Source organism: Blastopirellula sp. J2-11 (assembly GCF_024584705.1).
Lineage (GTDB): Bacteria > Planctomycetota > Planctomycetia > Pirellulales > Pirellulaceae > Blastopirellula.
This window is the reverse complement of record NZ_CP097384.1, coordinates 2048808-2065976: the sequence shown is the minus strand read 5'-3', so window position 1 is coordinate 2065976 and position 17169 is coordinate 2048808. Positions and strand designations below refer to the sequence as shown.

Genomic DNA, 17169 nt, shown 5'->3' with positions numbered 1-17169 from the left:
AGGGATTCATAACGGGAGTCAATCCGTGCAGCGGCAATTCTGGGGACGGGGCTATTTTTTCGTGGCGATTGCTTTTCTCACGGCGCAAGTGGGTCTGGCCGTCGCCCAAGGGCAATCACATATCAAGCTCCCGCTTGATTCTCCCATCGTTCGAACCATCGATGCCGGTGCGGGCGCAACCTTGGTCGTTTCCGACCAAGGAGAAGTGATTCGATTTAACCCGAACGTCGAGAACGGACAGCCAGAGAGTCTGGCCGCGCTCGCGCAACCGATCGCCGATCTGGTTCCGCTGCGTGATCTCTCGGCGACGCTGATCCTGGATCGCGATGGGCAGTTGCGCCTATTGCGCGACGGCGCGACCGACTCCGAGTTTCTTCTCCCAGCGCCAGTGCAGGGGAAATTGTTCGCCGCCGGCAAGGGCAGGGCTCTCCTCGCAGACGCCGATGGAAACTATACGCTGATCGACGTCACTTCCAAGACTGCTACCCCAGTCCAAACCTTTCCGGACTTCAAGACGAATCTCAAGTTGTATGACGATCTCTCGCTCGCTGGTTTTCAATCAGGCGAGTCGTTGCAATTGGTCGATGTGGGCGCCGGCGAGAGTCTCACATCGCTGCCGATCGGGGAAGCGATTGATTTTGACGTCTCCAAAGCTCGAAGCTTGGTCGCCGTCGCCAGTCGATTTGGCGGAGTGCAGATCTGGGATCTTGTCCAGCAAGAGCCGCTCGACTTCATTTTGGGGATGCTGGATGACGTTTGGTATCTGAAGTTTTTGGAAAGCGGCGACCTTTTGACCCTCACGCGTCCCGGCGTCGCGACCATCTATAGCAGTCAGGACTGGCGGCCGGTGCATACGTTTCAAGTTCCGCCGATGTCCGAACTTCGATTTGCGAACGTCAGCGCCAACAACGAATTGATGCTGACGACCGACGCCGAATCCGTACACACGATTCCACTGGTTCAGTATGGCGCTGCGGCCAGACTAGCTCCCAGCGGCTATGTCCCCGTCAAACTATGGTATGCGACCAATCGACTCCCCGGCGAACAATCAAGCTCGCTATCCAGCCGGCTTGTCCAATGGATCTGTCAGGCGGACGTCATTGCGGTCCTTACGATCATCGGCGTTTTAACAGCAACCCTCACTTTTTTCACCATGCAGAAAGGGTGGAGACTCTTATCGTCGGTCGCTGTCGCCGCAGCGTCGATTCTCGTGCTTGCCGCCGGTCTCTTCGCTCTGGTCGATCGCAATGCGAAAAGTGCATCCGCAGATCCAGAAGATTACTTCGGCAATGTGTTGGATGAAAGCGGCGAAGTTGCGTGGGGAAGATGCGAAGTCACCGTTCCTGTCGATCGACTGCCCGGCGAGATCAATGAACCCCGCAGCTTTCTCGGATTTCAAGAAGCGGCGAATCCCGAAAAGCATTTCATCATCACCTCGGTCGAGCCGACTTCGTCGGAATCGATCATCGACGAGGTGAAAGCCCAAGGAGAGCCGGAAGAGATCTTAGTATTCGTCCACGGCTACAATGTTCCTTTTGCAGCGGCCGCCAAGCGAACGGCTCAATTGAAAGTCGACTTGAACATTCAAGGCGAGGCCTTCTTTTTCTCTTGGCCCTCACACGGCGACCTGAGCAGATATCTGGCCGATGAAGACAACGCCGAACTCTCAAAAGACCCGTTTCAAGAGATGCTGAAAACGATCAGCGAACCATTCCCCAACGTCCGTATTCATCTCATCGGGCACAGCATGGGCACGCGCATCATTCATGAAAGCATCCGGCAATTGCATGCAGATCGCTCGCCGGTTCTGACGTCGCTTGATTCCTTGGTGCTGGCCGCGCCTGATATCGACCGCCGCCAATTCCGCAGCGAACTGGCGGAAACGGTCCGAGAACTCAATCTGCCGATCACCTTGTATGCGTCCGCGAACGATAAGGCGCTGATGGTTTCGGGCCAGTTACACAATAACAGTCGCTTAGGAGACGTTTTTCCCGAACCGGTGGTGATGGCCGGAGTCGAGACGATCGATTGCTCGATGATCGACACCGACTGGCTCGGGCATGGATACTACGGCGATAGCCGTGATCTTCTCCAGGACCTGATCCAAGTGATCCGCGATGATCGGCCTGCCGAACAGCGTTTTGGCTTGACTGCTCAGCAAATCGATAATGAGCAGCGCTATTGGTATTTGCGTCCTTAGCGCTGACTTGGGGCCCCCTTGTGGATTCAGCGACTTTATTCCGTCGCTTCGCGCAGGCAGACCAACTTATTGCGTCCGCTTTCTTCAAAGGCCAGCTTATCTTCGCGGGCGAGCCAACCGATCGCCTGCATCACATGATCGCGCGGCAGGCCGACCTGTTTGACCAGTCGCGACAGTGACATCGGACCATCGGCATGCAGTGTTGACCAGATAGCGCCGGCCGTTTCGCCAATTCGTGCAATCGATTCGAACGTGGCCGAGTCCGTAGACATCGCAGTCGTCATAGTTTTCCCTCGCAGGCGAATTCTCGCAATGTGCGTCGATGAACATGCAGACGTGGGGCGCGCTGATTATAACGAATGTCGCCCGCATTACTCAAATATTTCCTGGGGACTTCCTTTCGCGCAGCGCGTAAAAAAACGCGACGAGAGAAACTCGTCGCGTTCAGTTTTGCGTTGATCGCGGCCCATGACCGCTATGGACTACGGAACGATGATCGATTGCATCGGAGCGTAGTAGGTCGTCGTCGGCGTTGCTGAGGGGGCCGAACCATAGAACGACGTTGTCGGAGCGTAATAGGTCGTTGTCGGACTAACCACTTCGGTACCGCCATAGTAGGTGGTTGTGGGCGCAGCAACCGCGGTTCCCCCGTAATACGTCGTAGTCGGAGCGGCCAACGTCGCACCGCCGTAATAGGTGGTGGTCGGAGCTGGCGAATAATAATTCGTCGTCACGACGCTCGGCGCCGGCGAATAGTAATTGGTAGTAATCGGAGCGGCATACGCAGGAGCGTAATAGTTGGTCGTGATCGGAGCCGCGACGACCGGCGCCGCATAGGCGCCGTAAACCGGGCGATACGAGGTTCGCCAACCAAACAGTCCACGGCGTTCCGGCACATAACCAACGACCGGCGGAGCAGCGACAACCGCTGGCGCCGCGTAATAAGCGACTTGCGCGTTCGCCGCGCCGCAAAACGAGGCCGTAACCAACAGAGCGGCCGAGGCCCAAACAAATGTACGATTCATGACTTGCGTGTCCCGCATAAAGAAGACGAGATAGGTTTTTCAATCATAGGTTCTAATTTCGCCGCATCTGGAGCATTCTACGCGCATTTCTGCGGTTCGAGGGGAACGTTTCTCCAGGAATTCTTCAGAAATCGATTGGATTGATTCGTTGCGGGTCGTAGAAATCAGAGTGGATAAGCTAGTTGGTTTGACGAATACCGGCGAAAAAGGTGGACATTTATGAAGGCGCAAACGTTTCTAACGGCAATTTGCCTGGCGATGTTGACATTTGGCATCATTCAAGCGGAAGACCCCCTTTCCGCCGAGGAGGAAATCACGGCGAACGTCGTCTCGTATATCGCTGCCTATAATGCTGCCGATCCTGACCGGCTCGCAGAACATTGGGCGAAAAACGCCGAATATCTTTGCCGTACGACCGGCGAGAAAGTGGTGGGCCGAGACGCAATCCGGCGCCAATTCGCCGAACGCTGCGAGCTGGGTAACCTGCCGAAATTGACCGTTGAAATCGACTCGATTCGCTTCGTAAAGCCCGATGTCGCCGTCGAAGAAGGAACCGCTCGCATATCCCATTCCGGCGAAGAGCCAAAACTGCTGTCCTACACCGCAATCCATGTCAAAGAAGAAGACGCTTGGAAACTAGATAGCGTTCACGAAACGATCATTAGCGACCAGCTGTCAAGCGAGCCGGAAGTTTCTACGGCCCGTCAGCAGTTGGAGCCGTTGGCTTGGCTCGTCGGCCGCTGGGTCGACAATTCAGAAGGAGCGACCGTCGAGACAATGGGACGCTGGAGCAAGAATGAATGCTTCTTGATCCGTTCCTTCAAAGTCTATGTGTCCGATGTGGTTGATCTGGACGGGACTGAAGTCATTGGCTGGGATCCAGCCCAACAATGTATTCGCGGCTGGGTGTTCGATTCAGACGGCGGATTCGCCGAAGAGAAATGGTCCGAAGAGAACGGACGCTGGTTCGTGCGTGCTACCGGCGTTTTACCCGACGGCGGCAAGGCTTCGTCACTGCGCACCATGCGTCGCACAGCGGACGATAAATATGAATCACGATCGATCTCTCGCACGCTCGACGGCGAGCTGCTTCCTGATCTTGGTCCTTTTCATGTGGTCCGGCAGCCCGAAGAATAACCCTGGATACTTTTTGTCCAACTTGCCGGGACAAACAACCCAACCAACATGAGGCGCGTCATGCACGCTCGAAATATTTTTTTGACCGGATTTATCGTAGCGGCGATGGTGCTTCCCAGCGCTGCCTTGGCCCGCGGCTTTGGCGGCGGAGGAGGAGGCCATGGCGGCGGAGCCCGCATGGGCGGTGGTCACATGAGCGCCGGACGCTCTAGCGGCGGATCGCGTATGAGCGCTCGCCCCAGTGGAAGCTTTGGAGGGGGATCCCGCGCCGGCGCCAACTTTGGCGGAGCAGGGCGAAGCCCTTCAATGAGCCGCCCGTCTGTCAGCCGACCGTCGATGAGTCGTCCCTCCACGAGCCGACCTTCGATTAGCTTGCCAAGCAGCAGTCGCCCCGCTGGAAGCCGGCCTGCGGTTTCTAGTCGTCCCAGCTTCAATCGGCCGACAACCTCCAATCGTCCGAACTCTCTGCCGACGCTCGATCGCTCGTCGCTTGGTAACAATCGTCCTTCGCTTGGTAACAACAGTCGCCCAGGAATTTCGCGTCCCGGCAATTCCAACAGCAGCCGGCCCAATATCTCGGCGCGACCTAATTTCGAGAGTAGCGGCGGCAGTCGATTCCAGGGGCGTCCCTCGAATTCGCAGCTGAACGATTTTCTCGGCATCACCGGCAGCCGACCTGGCGCCAATCGGCCAACGACCCAGCCTGGCAATACGACTCGGCCCAATCGACCGAGCCTAGGGAACCTGGATCGACCCAGTCTCGGAAATCTAGATCGCCCCAATCGCCCCAATCGCCCAGGAGCGGGAGAACGACCTACGACTCTTCCTGGAAACATCAATCGCCCCGGCAACGGTGATCGTCCCGGCAACGGCAATCGTCCCGGCAACGGCAATCGTCCCGGCAACGGCAATCGCCCCGGCAACGGCAATCGCCCCGGCATCGGTGATCGTCCCGGCAACGGCAATCGCCCCGGCAACGGCAATCGCCCCGGCATCGGTGATCGCCCCGGCATCGGTGATCGCCCCGGCGTCGGTGATCGCCCCGGCGTCGGTGATCGCCCCGGCGTCGGTGATCGCCCCGGCGTCGGTGATCGGCCCGGCGTCGGTGATCGACCTGGCATCGGTGATCGACCTGGCATCGGCGATCGACCTGGCATCGGCGATCGGCCTGGAAACGGCGATCGACCCGGCAACGGTGATCGACCCGGCAACGGTGATCGACCTGGCATCGGTGATCGACCTGGCATCGGCGATCGGCCCGGAAACGGGAATCGGCCTGGAAACGGCGATCGCCCCGGCAACGGCGATCGACCCGGCAACGGCGATCGACCCGGCAACGGCGATCGACCCGGCAACGGGAATCGGCCTGGCAACGGGAATCGGCCTGGAAACGGTGATCGTCCGAATCGTCCCGGTAATGGGAATGTGGTTCGACCTAATCATCCTCATGGACCTGGACACGACGCCCATTGGAACCACTGGCAGAATCGCGGTAACCACGTCCGCAATCGCTACAACTACTGGAGCGGTCGCAACAACTGGAACTACGGTTTCTGGGGTTGGAACAACGCCGGCTACAACCGTTGGGGTTTCTACAACTATCGCCCGTATCCTGGATATTGGTGGCGTTGGTCGACGCCGGTGGGACTCACTTCGTGGTTCTATTGGGGAAACACTTGGGGAACGCCTTGTTATTACTACTACGGCGATAACGTGATTTACGATACGCAGTACGTCTACATCAACGACGCGCCAGTCGCGACGACGGTGCAGTACGCCCAACAAGCGTCCGACTATGCCGCCGTCGGTCGAGAAGCGCTCGCCGCCAATCCGCCGACCGATGAGAACGGTGAGAACTGGATGCCGCTCGGCGTCTTCGCCCTGGCCAACCAGGACGAAGGGGATCCGATCATGTATCTGCAGTTGGCGGTCGACAAAGACGGGATCATCGCCGGCACTTACTACAACACCGAGACCAAGACCAACTTGCCGGTGCAGGGGAGTGTCGACAAAGATTCACAACGCGCCGCTTGGACGATCGGCGATAAGACCAGCACGGTTATGGAGACCGGCATCTACAACCTGACCCAGGACGAAACGCCGCTCTTGATTCACTTTGGTGAAGAAAAGACGCAGACCTGGATGCTGGTTCGCTTGCCGGAAAACAAAGATGCGCCGGCCGCATCAGACGCAGGCTTCGCCGATCCTGACGCCGTAGATCCGTTTGGTCCGTAGCACTGAAATGAAAAACGAACCGCAGCGGCGCCATCGCCCAAACCATGGCGCCGCTTTTTTACGCGCGTAGCGTAGGCCGTGCCTGCCGAAATGCGGCAGGATGTTTTGATTGCGCGCATCAACACATTCGCACGAAAGAGCAGCAGGCATGGCCTACGCTTTGGGCAGGGCCTTCTCACGCAGTTCGCGCGGCAGTGGAAAATGTACCTGCTCTTCGCGAATGCTGTGCGGCGTGATCTGGGCGCCATGCTTCTCGACCAGATAGTCGAGACATTCCTGCACAACTTCTTCCGGCGCACTGGCGCCGGCGGTGACGAGGACCGTTTCCACGCCTTCAAACCATTCTGGCTTCAAGTCGGAAGCTCCGTCGAGCAGATAGCCCGGCGTGCCTGACTCCCGCGACAGTTCTTTCAAACGTTGGCTGTTCGAGCTGTTCTGGCTTCCCAGCACCAGCACCAAATCGGCGTCGGTCGCCAAAATTCGCACCGCTTCCTGGCGATTTTGCGTTGCATAGCAAATATCTTCTTTCGGCGGACCGATCACCTGCGGAAAACGTTGCTTAAGCGCACCGATAATCCGATTGGCGTCGTCGACCGACAGCGTCGTTTGCGTCAGATAGGCCAACTTACTGTCATCCGCAACTTGCAGATTGGGGACATCCTCGGCCGATTCGACCAAGATGATCGCCTCGGGGGCTTCCCCCATCGTGCCGATCACTTCGTCGTGACCTTCGTGGCCGATCAAAAAGATCGTGTAATGTTGTTTGGCGAAACGAATCGCTTCGAGATGAACCTTGGTCACCAGCGGGCAAGTCGCGTCGATTGCGAAGAGTTTGCGGTCCTTCGCCATCTGGCGAATTTCGGGCGAAACTCCATGGGCGCTGAAGAGCAACGTCGAGCCTTCGGGCGCTTCGTTCAAATCGTCGATAAAAATCGCCCCCTTCTCTTTGAAGGTGGTCACCACATATTTGTTGTGGACGATTTCATGATAGACGTAGACCGGCGCCCCAAACGCTTGCAAAGCAAGGTCGAGACTCTCAATAGCCATGTTGACGCCGGCACAAAAGCCGCGGGGACTGGCGAGGATCACTTTCATCGTAGCGCACTTCTCCTTACGATTGCATCATACTGAATCGCCGCAGCGGCAGATAGCGGCGTTTGCTCCCCCCAACTTCCGGAACCGTAACGCCCAAGGCGAATGTAACGCGTGCCCGATTCACCATTTGAGCGGCAGCTTCAACAATACGGTCCCAATTCTCAGCACGAGCCCTGTTCGCTCGCGGCGGCGACCGATTATTGCCAACGGCTAACAAAAAGCCACTACGAAAATTTCACCGTCGCTAGCTGGCTGCTGCCGCGAGAATTACGCCCTCATTTTGCCCATGTCTACGCCTACTGCCGCTGGTCCGACGATCTGGCCGACGAAGTGGACGACGACGCTCGCAGTCTGCAACTGCTCTCATGGTGGAGATCCGAGCTCGACGCATGTTATCGAGGTCAGACCTGGCATCCGGTGTTTGTCGCACTAGCCGAGACAATTCGTCAGTTTGAAATCCCTATCGAGCCATTGGCCGACCTGCTGACCGCATTCGAACAAGATCAGCGGGTCAAACGGTACGCGACCCATGATCAGCTGCTCACCTACTGCAATCATTCGGCCAACCCGGTCGGGCGACTAGTCCTCTATCTGGGGCGCTCCTACTGCGCAGAAACGGTGGAGCTTTCCGATTCAATCTGCACCGGACTGCAACTGGCCAACTTTTGGCAAGATGTGGCTCGTGATTTTGCGATCGGCCGCATTTACCTGCCGGAAGCAGATCGCCAGAAATTTGGGGTGACGCAGGAGATGCTCTCCTCGCGGGTCGCTGCTCCCCCACTTCGCCAGCTGTTGCAATTTGAAGTCGAGCGGGCCGAGCGCTATTTACACGCGGGCCGTCCCTTGATTGACCAGATCACGCCGCAATTGCGATTGGATGTCGAACTATTTCTGGCCGGCGGCCTGGCGATCTGTCAGGCGATCCGCCGGCAGAACTTTGACGTGCTGAAGTCTCGCCCTACCATCGGTAAATGGCGAAAGTTGCAACTGCTGCTTGGTTGCCTAACGCGGCGCACCTTTTCGCGCGGTTCCCGCCAATCGATCGCCGCTACGCAGGAGGCGTTGCATTGACTCACTCGCTCGCCGACAGTTACGCCTATTGCCGCAAGATGGCGAAGCGATCTGGCTCGAACTTCGTCATGTCGTTCATGCTCTTGCCGCGTCCCAAGAGCCAAGCGATGTATGCGCTCTACGCGTTCATGCGACAGACCGATGACCTGGGGGACCAGCCAGGCGAACTGCTCGTAAAGCAAGGGGCGCTCGAACAATGGCGGTTCGATCTGCACGCGGCGCTCGCCGGAGAGACGCCAAGCGACCTGCGTTTGCCGGCGCTAGTCGATACGATCCGCCGCAACGAAATTCCGATCGAGTATCTCACCGCGGTGATCGACGGCGTCGAGCGAGATTTGACGCCGCAGCCGTTTTCCACATTCGCCGAATCGCAACATTACTGCTACCAAGTCGCGGCCGCGGTCGGCCTGGCCTGTTTGCATGTCTGGGGTTTTCAGGGAGAAGCGGCGCTTCCACCGGCGCTTGCCTGCGGCTATGCGTTCCAATGGACCAACATCCTCCGCGACGTGCACGAAGACGCATTGACCGGCAGACTCTATTTGCCGCAAGACGAAATGACCCGTTTCGGCGTCTCCATCGAGGACTTCGCAACCAGTCGCGCGACCGACGGCTTTCGCGAACTGATGCAATTTCAAATCGAGCGGGCCGCGCAGTTTTATGACGAAGCGGAGTCGCTGCAGTCGCTGCTGCACGCCGACGGCCGCAAGATTTTTCCGGCGATGTTTTGCACCTACCGAGGATTGCTCGCTCGCATCGCACAAGATCCAACCGCCGTGCTGCGACAGCGCGTCTCGGTCGGTTCTTGGAAGAAAATGCGGATCGTCACCTCGTTGATGCTGTCTCAACTCTTTGATTTTTCTACTCCGACGACGGTCCAACGCTGATGAAGTCTGGCAAACGAAGTGAAGCGACGCACCGGCCTTCGGTCGCGGTCGTGGGAGGCGGACTCGCCGGACTCGCGGCGGCCGAAGCGCTGTCACGTAGCGGCATGTTGGTCACGTTGCTCGAATCGCGTCGCTATCTGGGGGGGCGTGCAGGTTCGTTTCGAGATGAAGCGACCGGACGACTCTTTGATCATTGCCAGCATGTTGCGATGGGCTGTTGCACCAACTTTCTCGATTTCTGCGCGCAAACCGGCGTCGCTCCCTATTTTCGTCGTGAGCGCCGGCTCCACTTCATTGACGCCCAGGGGAAAACGTATCCTTTTGCGCCGGTCGAAGCATTGCCGGCTCCGCTGCATCTGGCTCCGGCGTTCTGGCGCCAACGTTATCTCACGATGGGACAGCGGCTCGGTATCGGCACAGCGCTGCGCCGCATGGCGCGACTTTCGGAAGAGCAAGCCGAGTCGCTTTGCGTGGGACCTTGGCTGCGTGAGCAAAAGCAAGCGGCCGACGTTATTCATCGCTTTTGGGAAATCATTTTGGTTAGCGCTTTGGGAGATTCGATCGAGAAAACATCGGTCGCCGCCGCTCGCAAAGTGATGATCGATGGATTTTTGGCGCATCATCACGCGGCCGATTTACACCTTCCGGCGGCGCCGCTGGGGCAGATCTACGAAGAGGGAATCGCTCGCCATCTGTTTGATCGCGGGGTTCGCATCGAGATGGAGTCGCCGGTTGACGAAGTCTTTCGAAAATCGGTCGGCGGCGGCTTCAGCGTTTCGGTGAAAGACGAAGCGACTCTGCAATTTGAAAACGTCGTGTTGGCGATTCCAGGTCGTCGCGTCAAAGCGGTGCTGGCGCCCCGTTTGTTTGAAAAGGTCCCAGATCTGGCCCGCGTCGACCAGATCAACTATGCCCCGATCACTAGCGTTCATCTCTGGTTTGAAAAGCCGATCACCGATTTGCCGCATGCGGTTCTGCTCGATCGAACCAGTCAGTGGCTCTTCGCGCACGGCGCAGCGACGTCGCCGCATGACGGTCAAACCTCCGCCTACTACTACCAAGTAGTCATCAGCGCGTCGCACGATCTGCCGTCCGGCGATCAGGCGGCGATCATCGCTGCGGTGACGCGTGAACTGGCCGAGCTCTGGCCAGTCGCCGCAACGCCTCTGTTTGCCCGCGTGATTACGCAAAAGGCGGCGGTCTTTTCCGCAGTCCCTGGGTTGGAAGCCATACGTCCTCCGCAATCGACGCCGGTCGCCGGCCTCTATTTAGCCGGCGATTGGACGAAGACCGGCTGGCCCGCCACGATGGAAGGAGCCATCCGCAGCGGCCGACTCGCCGCCGAAGCGCTGCTCCGCCGATATGGTCGCGAAGAACAACTGGTGACGCCTGACTTGCCGCACGCCTGGCTTTGCCGGAAGCTGTTTCGGTAGAGATGAAACACGAGATTGCTGCGCTCGTTTTGAAGTTGCGCTATTTTCAGTAACAAGGATGGAACACGACCAAGCCACGGATGAGGAAGGGGAAAATAAGGCCAGAATCCACCGAAAATCGTCACACTAGCCCGCCAGCGCCAGCGAGGGAATAGAGTTGGCGATCCTAACCCGGATTGAAGTGGCCAGCCGTATTCCCTCGCTGGCGCTGGCGGGCTAGTGTTCGATGGATTCGAAATAGCGCAACTTCAAAGCCTCAAAACTTGCGAGGCGGGCTACGAAGAGAAAACGACTACGAAAAGAAATCGTCGTCATCGACGGAGGGATCATTCGTCTCGCTAGCCGCTTCTCGGGCTTGTCGCTTCGCTTTCAAGAGCCGAGTGACGTAGTCTTCTCCTTCGGACTCGCCGCCGGCCAGTTGCGTTTCTTGCTCGGTAAGAGGCTGCGAATCTTCCTCGTGCAACGAAGGGGCGACGCGTGACTTGACTTCCGGCTCCATTAGCTCCGGCGATTCGAAGCGGGCCGTCGCTTGATAAGAAGCGGAAGCGCGTTGCTTGGTGGCCCGCAGTCGCTCAAGCCGATCGTCGGCTTTCTTTTCGTCCCCTTGCAATTTCAAGCCGAGCCAACGTCGCACGGCGATCAGCCATTCCCAGCCGATCGTGATCCGGCGAAACGCGACATCACCGACAAACGCGGCGGCCGCTAACACCAACACCCACGGCCAGGCCTGCTGCAAACTAATCGCCGCCGGCAAGCCGCGGCGGAACGTATCGACGCGTCCATCGGCGCTTAAGTCGGAAGTCGCGTTGCGAATGACGGCGCCTGGCTCGCCCCCTTTCGGCACGTTGCCAGCGATCTGCTCAAGGAGATGGAGATTAGTCGGGCGGTGCAGGAATTCGGCCGAATAGCTGATGTTGACGCCGGTCCGCAAGACCGGCTTTCCGGGGCCGGTGGCGATCGACACAAAGTAACTTCCCGAATCACGAGCCGGAAAGTTTCCCTCGTATCGCCCTGGAGCGGTTTGGGTTAGCGAAAAATTCTCCGCCGCCATGCCCGGCGTGACGGCGGCGCCAACAACGCTCAGGAAGTTGACGTCATCCTTCGCCGTATCGAGCGCCGTAACAATCACTTTGACTTTGCCGTTCGCTTCTTCCGTTGCGACGGCGAAATCGGCTTGATCACCGGCCGGTCGCATCGCGTAACGCAACATCTGCATGAAGAACTTGTCGTAGCCTTCCCACTCGGTCCAGCGATTGGTCCAACGTGCGCCGGCGTCACTGGTAAAGACGACGGTTCGTCCCAGTCCATACTGCCAACTTGCAAGCAAAGTGGCGTTTTCGGGATGCTTCTCCGGAATCGGCGCAACCAATCCAACTTCGACGAGCGGACTATCCTTGACCGTCGTCATGACAAATCCATCGAAGGTGGGCATGCCGTTGACGCCTTGCAAGATTTCATGTGACGAATAGAGAGCCGGCGACATGCCTGGCGCCTCCTTCACCAGAGGCTGCGCCACGCGGCGTGCTTCTCGCATAAAAATTCGGGGGATCGCTTTCGGATTGTTGACGGCGTAAAACTTGCCGCCTCCATTTCTAGCGACGGTCGCCATCAATTTTTGATCGGCGTCGGAGCCGACCGCGACGGCGCTGACGGTCATGCCCATCTTTTTCATGTCGCTGGCGATCTGGGCCACATTGCCTGGTTCGGTTTGTCCGTCCGACAAGACAATCATATGCTTGACGCCGGCATCGACGTTTTGCAGTTCGCGAAATCCCAGCGCGACGCCCGGCGTCATGTTCGTTCCGCCGGAAGCGCTTAACTTGCGAACTTGGGCGACAAACATGCCGGGGTTATCGACCTTGCGAATCGGCACGATCCGCTGGGCCTGAGCGTCAAATCCAATGACGCCGGCAAAGTCAGAAGCGCCCATCGCGCGAATCGCCGCAAGCGCCGCTCCTTGCGTCATCTGCATCTTTTCGCCCTGCATTGAGCCCGACTTGTCGAGCACCAGCATCAACGCGCCGACCGGCACCACCTTGGCGTCACGAATGGTGAAGCGAACCGGCGAAGCTTCTTCCAACTTGGTGTTGGCCCAGCCGCCGGCGCCAAAACTACTGGGACCGCCCAAGATCAAGAGCCCGCAACCCAACTGCTGCGTGTTGCGAACCAACAGTTCGATCTGACGATCGCTGAAGCTGGTGATCTCTTCGCCGCTCGATCCGCTGGCCCGTGGCACATCGGCCAAGATGACCGCATCGTACGGCTGCAGATCGGCCATGGATGTGAACAGCTGATTGCTCGGCTGGACGTCGACGTCCAACTCGTGCGCTTTCATGCGCTCAATGAGATGATCAAACTGTCCGGTTCGCTCCCAATCTTCGATCAGCAAGATCCGTCCTTTGCCGTGCGCGTTGACAAACGAAGTCGCTTCGTTGTTTTGCGTCAGCAAATCGTCTTGTTTGTCGCTAGGCGTAAAACGAACCTGGTAAGTATAGAAGTTCGCTTCATTCAACACGTTCTCGAACGCGAATACTTTCTTGCCTGGCGGCAATTCAATCTCTTGCTCCGCAAGGACAACTTCGTTCATGCCTGCTTTGCGAACCAGCGAGAGCTTGCCCCGCGCGGTGTGCGCCTGGCCCCCCTCAGGCGTTTCGTTGGTCAATACGACGCTGGCCTGAAAGGTTTGTCCGACGCGGGCCGTCTCTGGCGTCGTTAGCTTTTCTACGATCACTTCGGCGGAGGAGGAAGACGCAAAAATCGGCGCCACATCAATTCCAACTCCGCTGGCCGCCAAACTTCGTGCGATCGGCAACGCATCGCCGATCGTCTGGTTGCCGTCCGAGACAATCACGATGCGCCCGGACGAGTCCGACTGCAGAGAAGCTTGCGCCAGCTGCATCGCGCCGGCGAGATTGGTTTCGTCCGTCTCGACCAGCGCTAGCGCGGCCAAACGTTTTAATGGGGGAAGGGGAGCGTCGGTCGGGGGAAACTCGATCGCCGGCTGATCGCCAAAGACGATCACGCCCACACGGTCTCCCTGTTCTTCGCGGCGATGCGCATGGACTTCGCCGACGACATATTCGACCATCGCCTGACGCTGATCGCTGGGAATGCTTTGCGATTGATCGAGCAAATAGATGACCGTCATTCGGTCGTGTCGCTGCAACGTTTGCGTTTCGGCCAAGGCCGCGATGAGCAATAGCAAGATGAAGACGCGGAGCAAAATCGCCGCAGCGCCGCGCGATCGGGTCATGACCGACAGTGACTTTCGCCCCAACTCGATCACCAACGGGATCAGCAGCAAAAGCAAAAAGAACCAGGGATTATCGAAACGGATCTCGCTGAACATGCCGAGATGGGCTCCGCTGTTGAATGAAGATGAGTCTTGCATTCTAGCATGACGCAAGAGATCAAACTTCGCTAGCCAAACGCCTAGGGGTCGAAGGGGAATTCCCCGATGCGGTACAATACGTACAACCGACCTCGCCCCCTCTGCTGATCTTTTCAAGGTAGACATGGACACTTTTGACGCGATTTACCAGCGACGCTCGATCAAGCACTACGATCCGACGCACGAGATGACCGAAGCAGAGGTCCGCAAGTTGATGGACGCGGCGCTCCAGTCGCCGACCTCGTTCAATATGCAGAACTGGCGTTTTGTGGTTGTCCGCGACAAAGAGGTCCGCAAACAACTGCGAGCCGCCGCTTACGGTCAAGCGCAGGTCGAAGAAGCGTCGATGGTGATTGTGCTGTGTGCCCATCTGAACGCTCATGCGCTAGAGCCGCAGCGTTACTGGCGAGAATCTCCCCCGGAAGTTGGCAAAAAACTGGCGGACCTGCTCTTCAATCTGTATGAGGGGAACGAACAGCTTCAGCGCGACGAGGCGATGCGCAGCGTCGGAATCGCGGGGCAAACGATCATGCTGGCCGCCAAAGCGATGGGTTATGACAGTTGCCCGATGGTCGGTTATGACCCGAAAAAAGTGGCCGAAGTGATCCGCTTGCCCGAGGAGCATGTGCTGGGCTACCTCATTACGGTCGGCAAAGCGATTCAACCAGCCTGGCCGAAGCCGGGTCAGTTGTCGGCGGAGGAAGTGGTGATCCGCGACCAATTCACGTAAGCGTCCGGCTCTCCGCTAGCTACCCCAAACCGGCCATTTGGTAGCTCGTGATATCACGCTCTTGCGAGTCCCGATCGCCGAATCAGGGGGCAGAAATGAAGAATTTGATACAAAAGCGAAAACCGACCGAGCGTAAACGCAATGTAAACCACTGAAAATAAATAAGTTACAGCATCTCATGGCCGTTTGGCGAACGACGGCAAAACGTCGGAATTACTTTGACAATTCGGGCGAAGACGGTTATCTTCTTCTCTTACGTCCCTTGAGGCCGAAACTTTGGTTGCAAGTCGCACTTTATTTCGAGCCTGAAGCGACCCCGCCGATTGAACCGGACCTATCCGGCCCTACCAACTTACCCCCACGATCGAAAAGGCATTTCGATCAGCGAGCCAACCACCAGGGATGATCGGACGTCTTTTGCCCTTGCGTCCTTAGAAAAGACAATTCGACATTCCTCATCGCAAAATCGCCGATTGCGGCTTTTTTCGCGAAACCATTTTTCACACCTGCGCCATATCACTCCGTACTCACGTGCCCACCACATCAGGAGAGCATCCGATGCAATGCAAGGGAAATCTGCTAAGCCGACGTAACGCGCTCACCATTGGAGCAATCGGCGGTCTAGGGCTGACGCTCAGCGACATGTTCCGCCTTCGCGAAGCTCGCGCTGAGCTCAAGCAATACGACAACATCGCCGTGAAGGCGAAGAGCGTCATCCACATCTACCTGCCGGGCGGCATGGCTCATCAAGAGTCGTTCGATCCGAAGCCGTATTCGCCGATTGAGTATCGCGGCGAAATGGGCACCATCAAGACAAACACCGGCGAATTCTTCAGCGAGACCTTGCCGAAAACGGCTCAAGTCGCCGACAAAATCGCCGTCATCCGCTCGATGACCCATGGTGAAGCGGCCCACGAACGCGGCACGCACAACATGTTCACCGGCTACAAGCCGAGCCCGGCTTTGAATTACCCTTGCTTCGGCTCGGTGGTCAGCCACGAGTACGGTCCGAAGAACAACCTGCCGCCGTACGTCTGCATTCCGAACCAACCGAATGAATTCGCGGGGACCGGCTACCTCAGCTCGTCGTTCGCGCCGTTCAGCTTGGGGGGCGATCCGGCCTCGAACGGTTTCAAAGTTCGCGATTTGAGCCTGCCGGGTAATGTCGATGAAGCTCGCTTCTCGCGTCGCCGCTCGGCCTTGGATGCGGTCAACGACTACTTTAAGCAGAAGAACGAATCGGACGCCGTCGGCGCGATGGACACGTTCTACGAACGAGCCTATAGCCTGATCAGCGCTCCAGAAGCTCGCGAAGCGTTCAACATTGACGCTGAAGACGCGAAGATCCGTGACGAATATGGGCGCAACACTGCTGGTCAACGCATGTTGATGGCTCGCCGCTTGGTCGCCGCAGGCGTCCGCATGGTCACTTTGACCTACGGCGGTTGGGACATGCATACCAACATCAGCGGCAGCATGCGTAAAACCATGCCCAGCTTCGATCAGGCCTACGCGACCTTGATTCGCGATCTCGATCGCAACGGCCTGCTGGACGAAACGTTGGTGATGGTCTCGTCCGAGTTCGGTCGTACTCCGAAGGTCAACAAAGACGCTGGCCGCGATCACTGGCCAAAAGTATTCAGCGTGGCGATGGCCGGCGGCGGTATCCGCGGCGGCCAGATTTACGGAACCTCGAACGCCACCGCGAGCGAACCGGAAACCGATCCGGTACGCCCGGAAGATCTGGCGACCACGATGTACCACCTGATGGGCATCGTCGCCGACAAAGAACTCATGGCCCCAGGCGGTCGACCGATCGAAATCGTCGACGGCGGTAAGGTCGTACAAGGCCTACTGGCCTAGTAAATGGGTCTGCTGGCCGAATAACTGGCTCTGCTGGCCTGAATTTGTAGAAAAAACGCGCCGGCGCGGCGGTTCTGTAGGGAACCCCGCGCCGCGTGATTATGA

12 protein-coding genes are annotated in these 17169 nt (G+C 57.9%); 8 read left to right on the top strand and 4 right to left on the bottom strand.

Going from position 1 to position 17169, the window contains the following annotated elements:
* The first annotated feature begins 61 nt into the window (after positions 1–61).
* Positions 62–2200 (top strand): alpha/beta hydrolase, encoded by a 2139-nt coding sequence (locus M4951_RS08510; protein ID WP_262026054.1) that lies wholly within the window; start codon positions 62–64, stop codon positions 2198–2200.
* A gap of 35 nt (positions 2201–2235) precedes the next feature.
* Here M4951_RS08510 and M4951_RS08505 read toward each other — a convergent pair whose 3' ends face one another.
* Both M4951_RS08505 and M4951_RS08500 read right to left on the bottom strand, forming a co-directional pair.
* Positions 2236–2472 carry a winged helix-turn-helix domain-containing protein gene (locus tag M4951_RS08505; RefSeq protein WP_262026053.1) on the bottom strand — a complete coding sequence of 79 codons (237 nt, stop codon included), beginning with the start codon at positions 2470–2472 and terminating at the stop codon, positions 2236–2238.
* A 210-nt stretch (positions 2473–2682) separates the two neighbouring features.
* Entirely contained in the window at positions 2683–3225 is a 543-nt protein-coding gene (locus M4951_RS08500; protein WP_262026052.1) for a hypothetical protein, read from the bottom strand.
* 219 nt (positions 3226–3444) lie between these two features.
* Here M4951_RS08500 and M4951_RS08495 point away from each other — a divergent pair, with 219 nt between their 5' ends.
* Together M4951_RS08495 and M4951_RS08490 are read left to right on the top strand one after the other, a co-directional pair.
* Positions 3445–4362 carry a YybH family protein gene (locus tag M4951_RS08495; protein ID WP_262026051.1) on the top strand — a complete coding sequence of 306 codons (918 nt, stop codon included), beginning with the start codon at positions 3445–3447 and terminating at the stop codon, positions 4360–4362.
* A gap of 60 nt (positions 4363–4422) precedes the next feature.
* The gene (locus M4951_RS08490; RefSeq protein WP_262026050.1) at positions 4423–6597 is read left to right on the top strand and encodes a hypothetical protein; all 2175 of its coding nucleotides are present in this window, start codon (positions 4423–4425) and stop codon (positions 6595–6597) included.
* A gap of 153 nt (positions 6598–6750) precedes the next feature.
* On the opposite strand, the gene ispH is transcribed toward M4951_RS08490, so the two are convergent.
* Positions 6751–7692, bottom strand: coding sequence for a 4-hydroxy-3-methylbut-2-enyl diphosphate reductase (gene ispH / locus M4951_RS08485; RefSeq protein WP_262026049.1), 942 nt, complete (start codon positions 7690–7692; stop codon positions 6751–6753).
* A 111-nt stretch (positions 7693–7803) separates the two neighbouring features.
* On the opposite strand from ispH, the gene hpnC reads away from it, so the two are divergent.
* The 3 genes from hpnC to hpnE are packed head-to-tail and all read left to right on the top strand — an operon-like array spanning position 7804 to position 11080.
* Positions 7804–8763, top strand: a complete 960-nt coding sequence (hpnC, locus tag M4951_RS08480; protein WP_262026048.1) for a squalene synthase HpnC — start codon at positions 7804–7806, stop codon at positions 8761–8763.
* Complete coding sequence (locus M4951_RS08475) at positions 8760–9647, top strand: phytoene/squalene synthase family protein (RefSeq protein ID WP_262026047.1); 888 nt, start codon at positions 8760–8762, stop codon at positions 9645–9647. The genes hpnC and M4951_RS08475 overlap by 4 nt, the downstream gene beginning before the upstream one ends.
* Positions 9647–11080, top strand: coding sequence for a hydroxysqualene dehydroxylase HpnE (hpnE, locus tag M4951_RS08470; protein WP_262026046.1), 1434 nt, complete (start codon positions 9647–9649; stop codon positions 11078–11080). The genes M4951_RS08475 and hpnE overlap by 1 nt, the downstream gene beginning before the upstream one ends.
* 292 nt (positions 11081–11372) lie before the next feature.
* On the opposite strand, the gene M4951_RS08465 is transcribed toward hpnE, so the two are convergent.
* The gene (locus M4951_RS08465; RefSeq protein ID WP_262026045.1) at positions 11373–14471 is read right to left on the bottom strand and encodes a VWA domain-containing protein; all 3099 of its coding nucleotides are present in this window, start codon (positions 14469–14471) and stop codon (positions 11373–11375) included.
* A 124-nt stretch (positions 14472–14595) separates the two neighbouring features.
* Between M4951_RS08465 and M4951_RS08460 the strand changes: the two genes are divergently transcribed.
* Complete coding sequence (locus M4951_RS08460) at positions 14596–15201, top strand: nitroreductase family protein (RefSeq protein WP_262026044.1); 606 nt, start codon at positions 14596–14598, stop codon at positions 15199–15201.
* Between the two features lie 558 nt (positions 15202–15759).
* Complete coding sequence (locus M4951_RS08455) at positions 15760–17064, top strand: DUF1501 domain-containing protein (protein ID WP_262026043.1); 1305 nt, start codon at positions 15760–15762, stop codon at positions 17062–17064.
* Positions 17065–17169 lie beyond the last annotated feature (105 nt).

Coding starts and splice junctions, on each gene's coding strand:
- M4951_RS08505 (WP_262026053.1), bottom strand. CDS start 2,472: ATGTCTACGGACTCGGCCACGTTCGAATCGATTGCACGAATTGGCGAA.
- M4951_RS08500 (WP_262026052.1), bottom strand. CDS start 3,225: ATGAATCGTACATTTGTTTGGGCCTCGGCCGCTCTGTTGGTTACGGCC.
- M4951_RS08495 (WP_262026051.1), top strand. CDS start 3,445: ATGAAGGCGCAAACGTTTCTAACGGCAATTTGCCTGGCGATGTTGACA.
- M4951_RS08490 (WP_262026050.1), top strand. CDS start 4,423: ATGCACGCTCGAAATATTTTTTTGACCGGATTTATCGTAGCGGCGATG.
- ispH (WP_262026049.1), bottom strand. CDS start 7,692: ATGAAAGTGATCCTCGCCAGTCCCCGCGGCTTTTGTGCCGGCGTCAAC.
- hpnE (WP_262026046.1), top strand. CDS start 9,647: ATGAAGTCTGGCAAACGAAGTGAAGCGACGCACCGGCCTTCGGTCGCG.
- M4951_RS08465 (WP_262026045.1), bottom strand. CDS start 14,471: ATGCAAGACTCATCTTCATTCAACAGCGGAGCCCATCTCGGCATGTTC.
- M4951_RS08460 (WP_262026044.1), top strand. CDS start 14,596: ATGGACACTTTTGACGCGATTTACCAGCGACGCTCGATCAAGCACTAC.
- M4951_RS08455 (WP_262026043.1), top strand. CDS start 15,760: ATGCAATGCAAGGGAAATCTGCTAAGCCGACGTAACGCGCTCACCATT.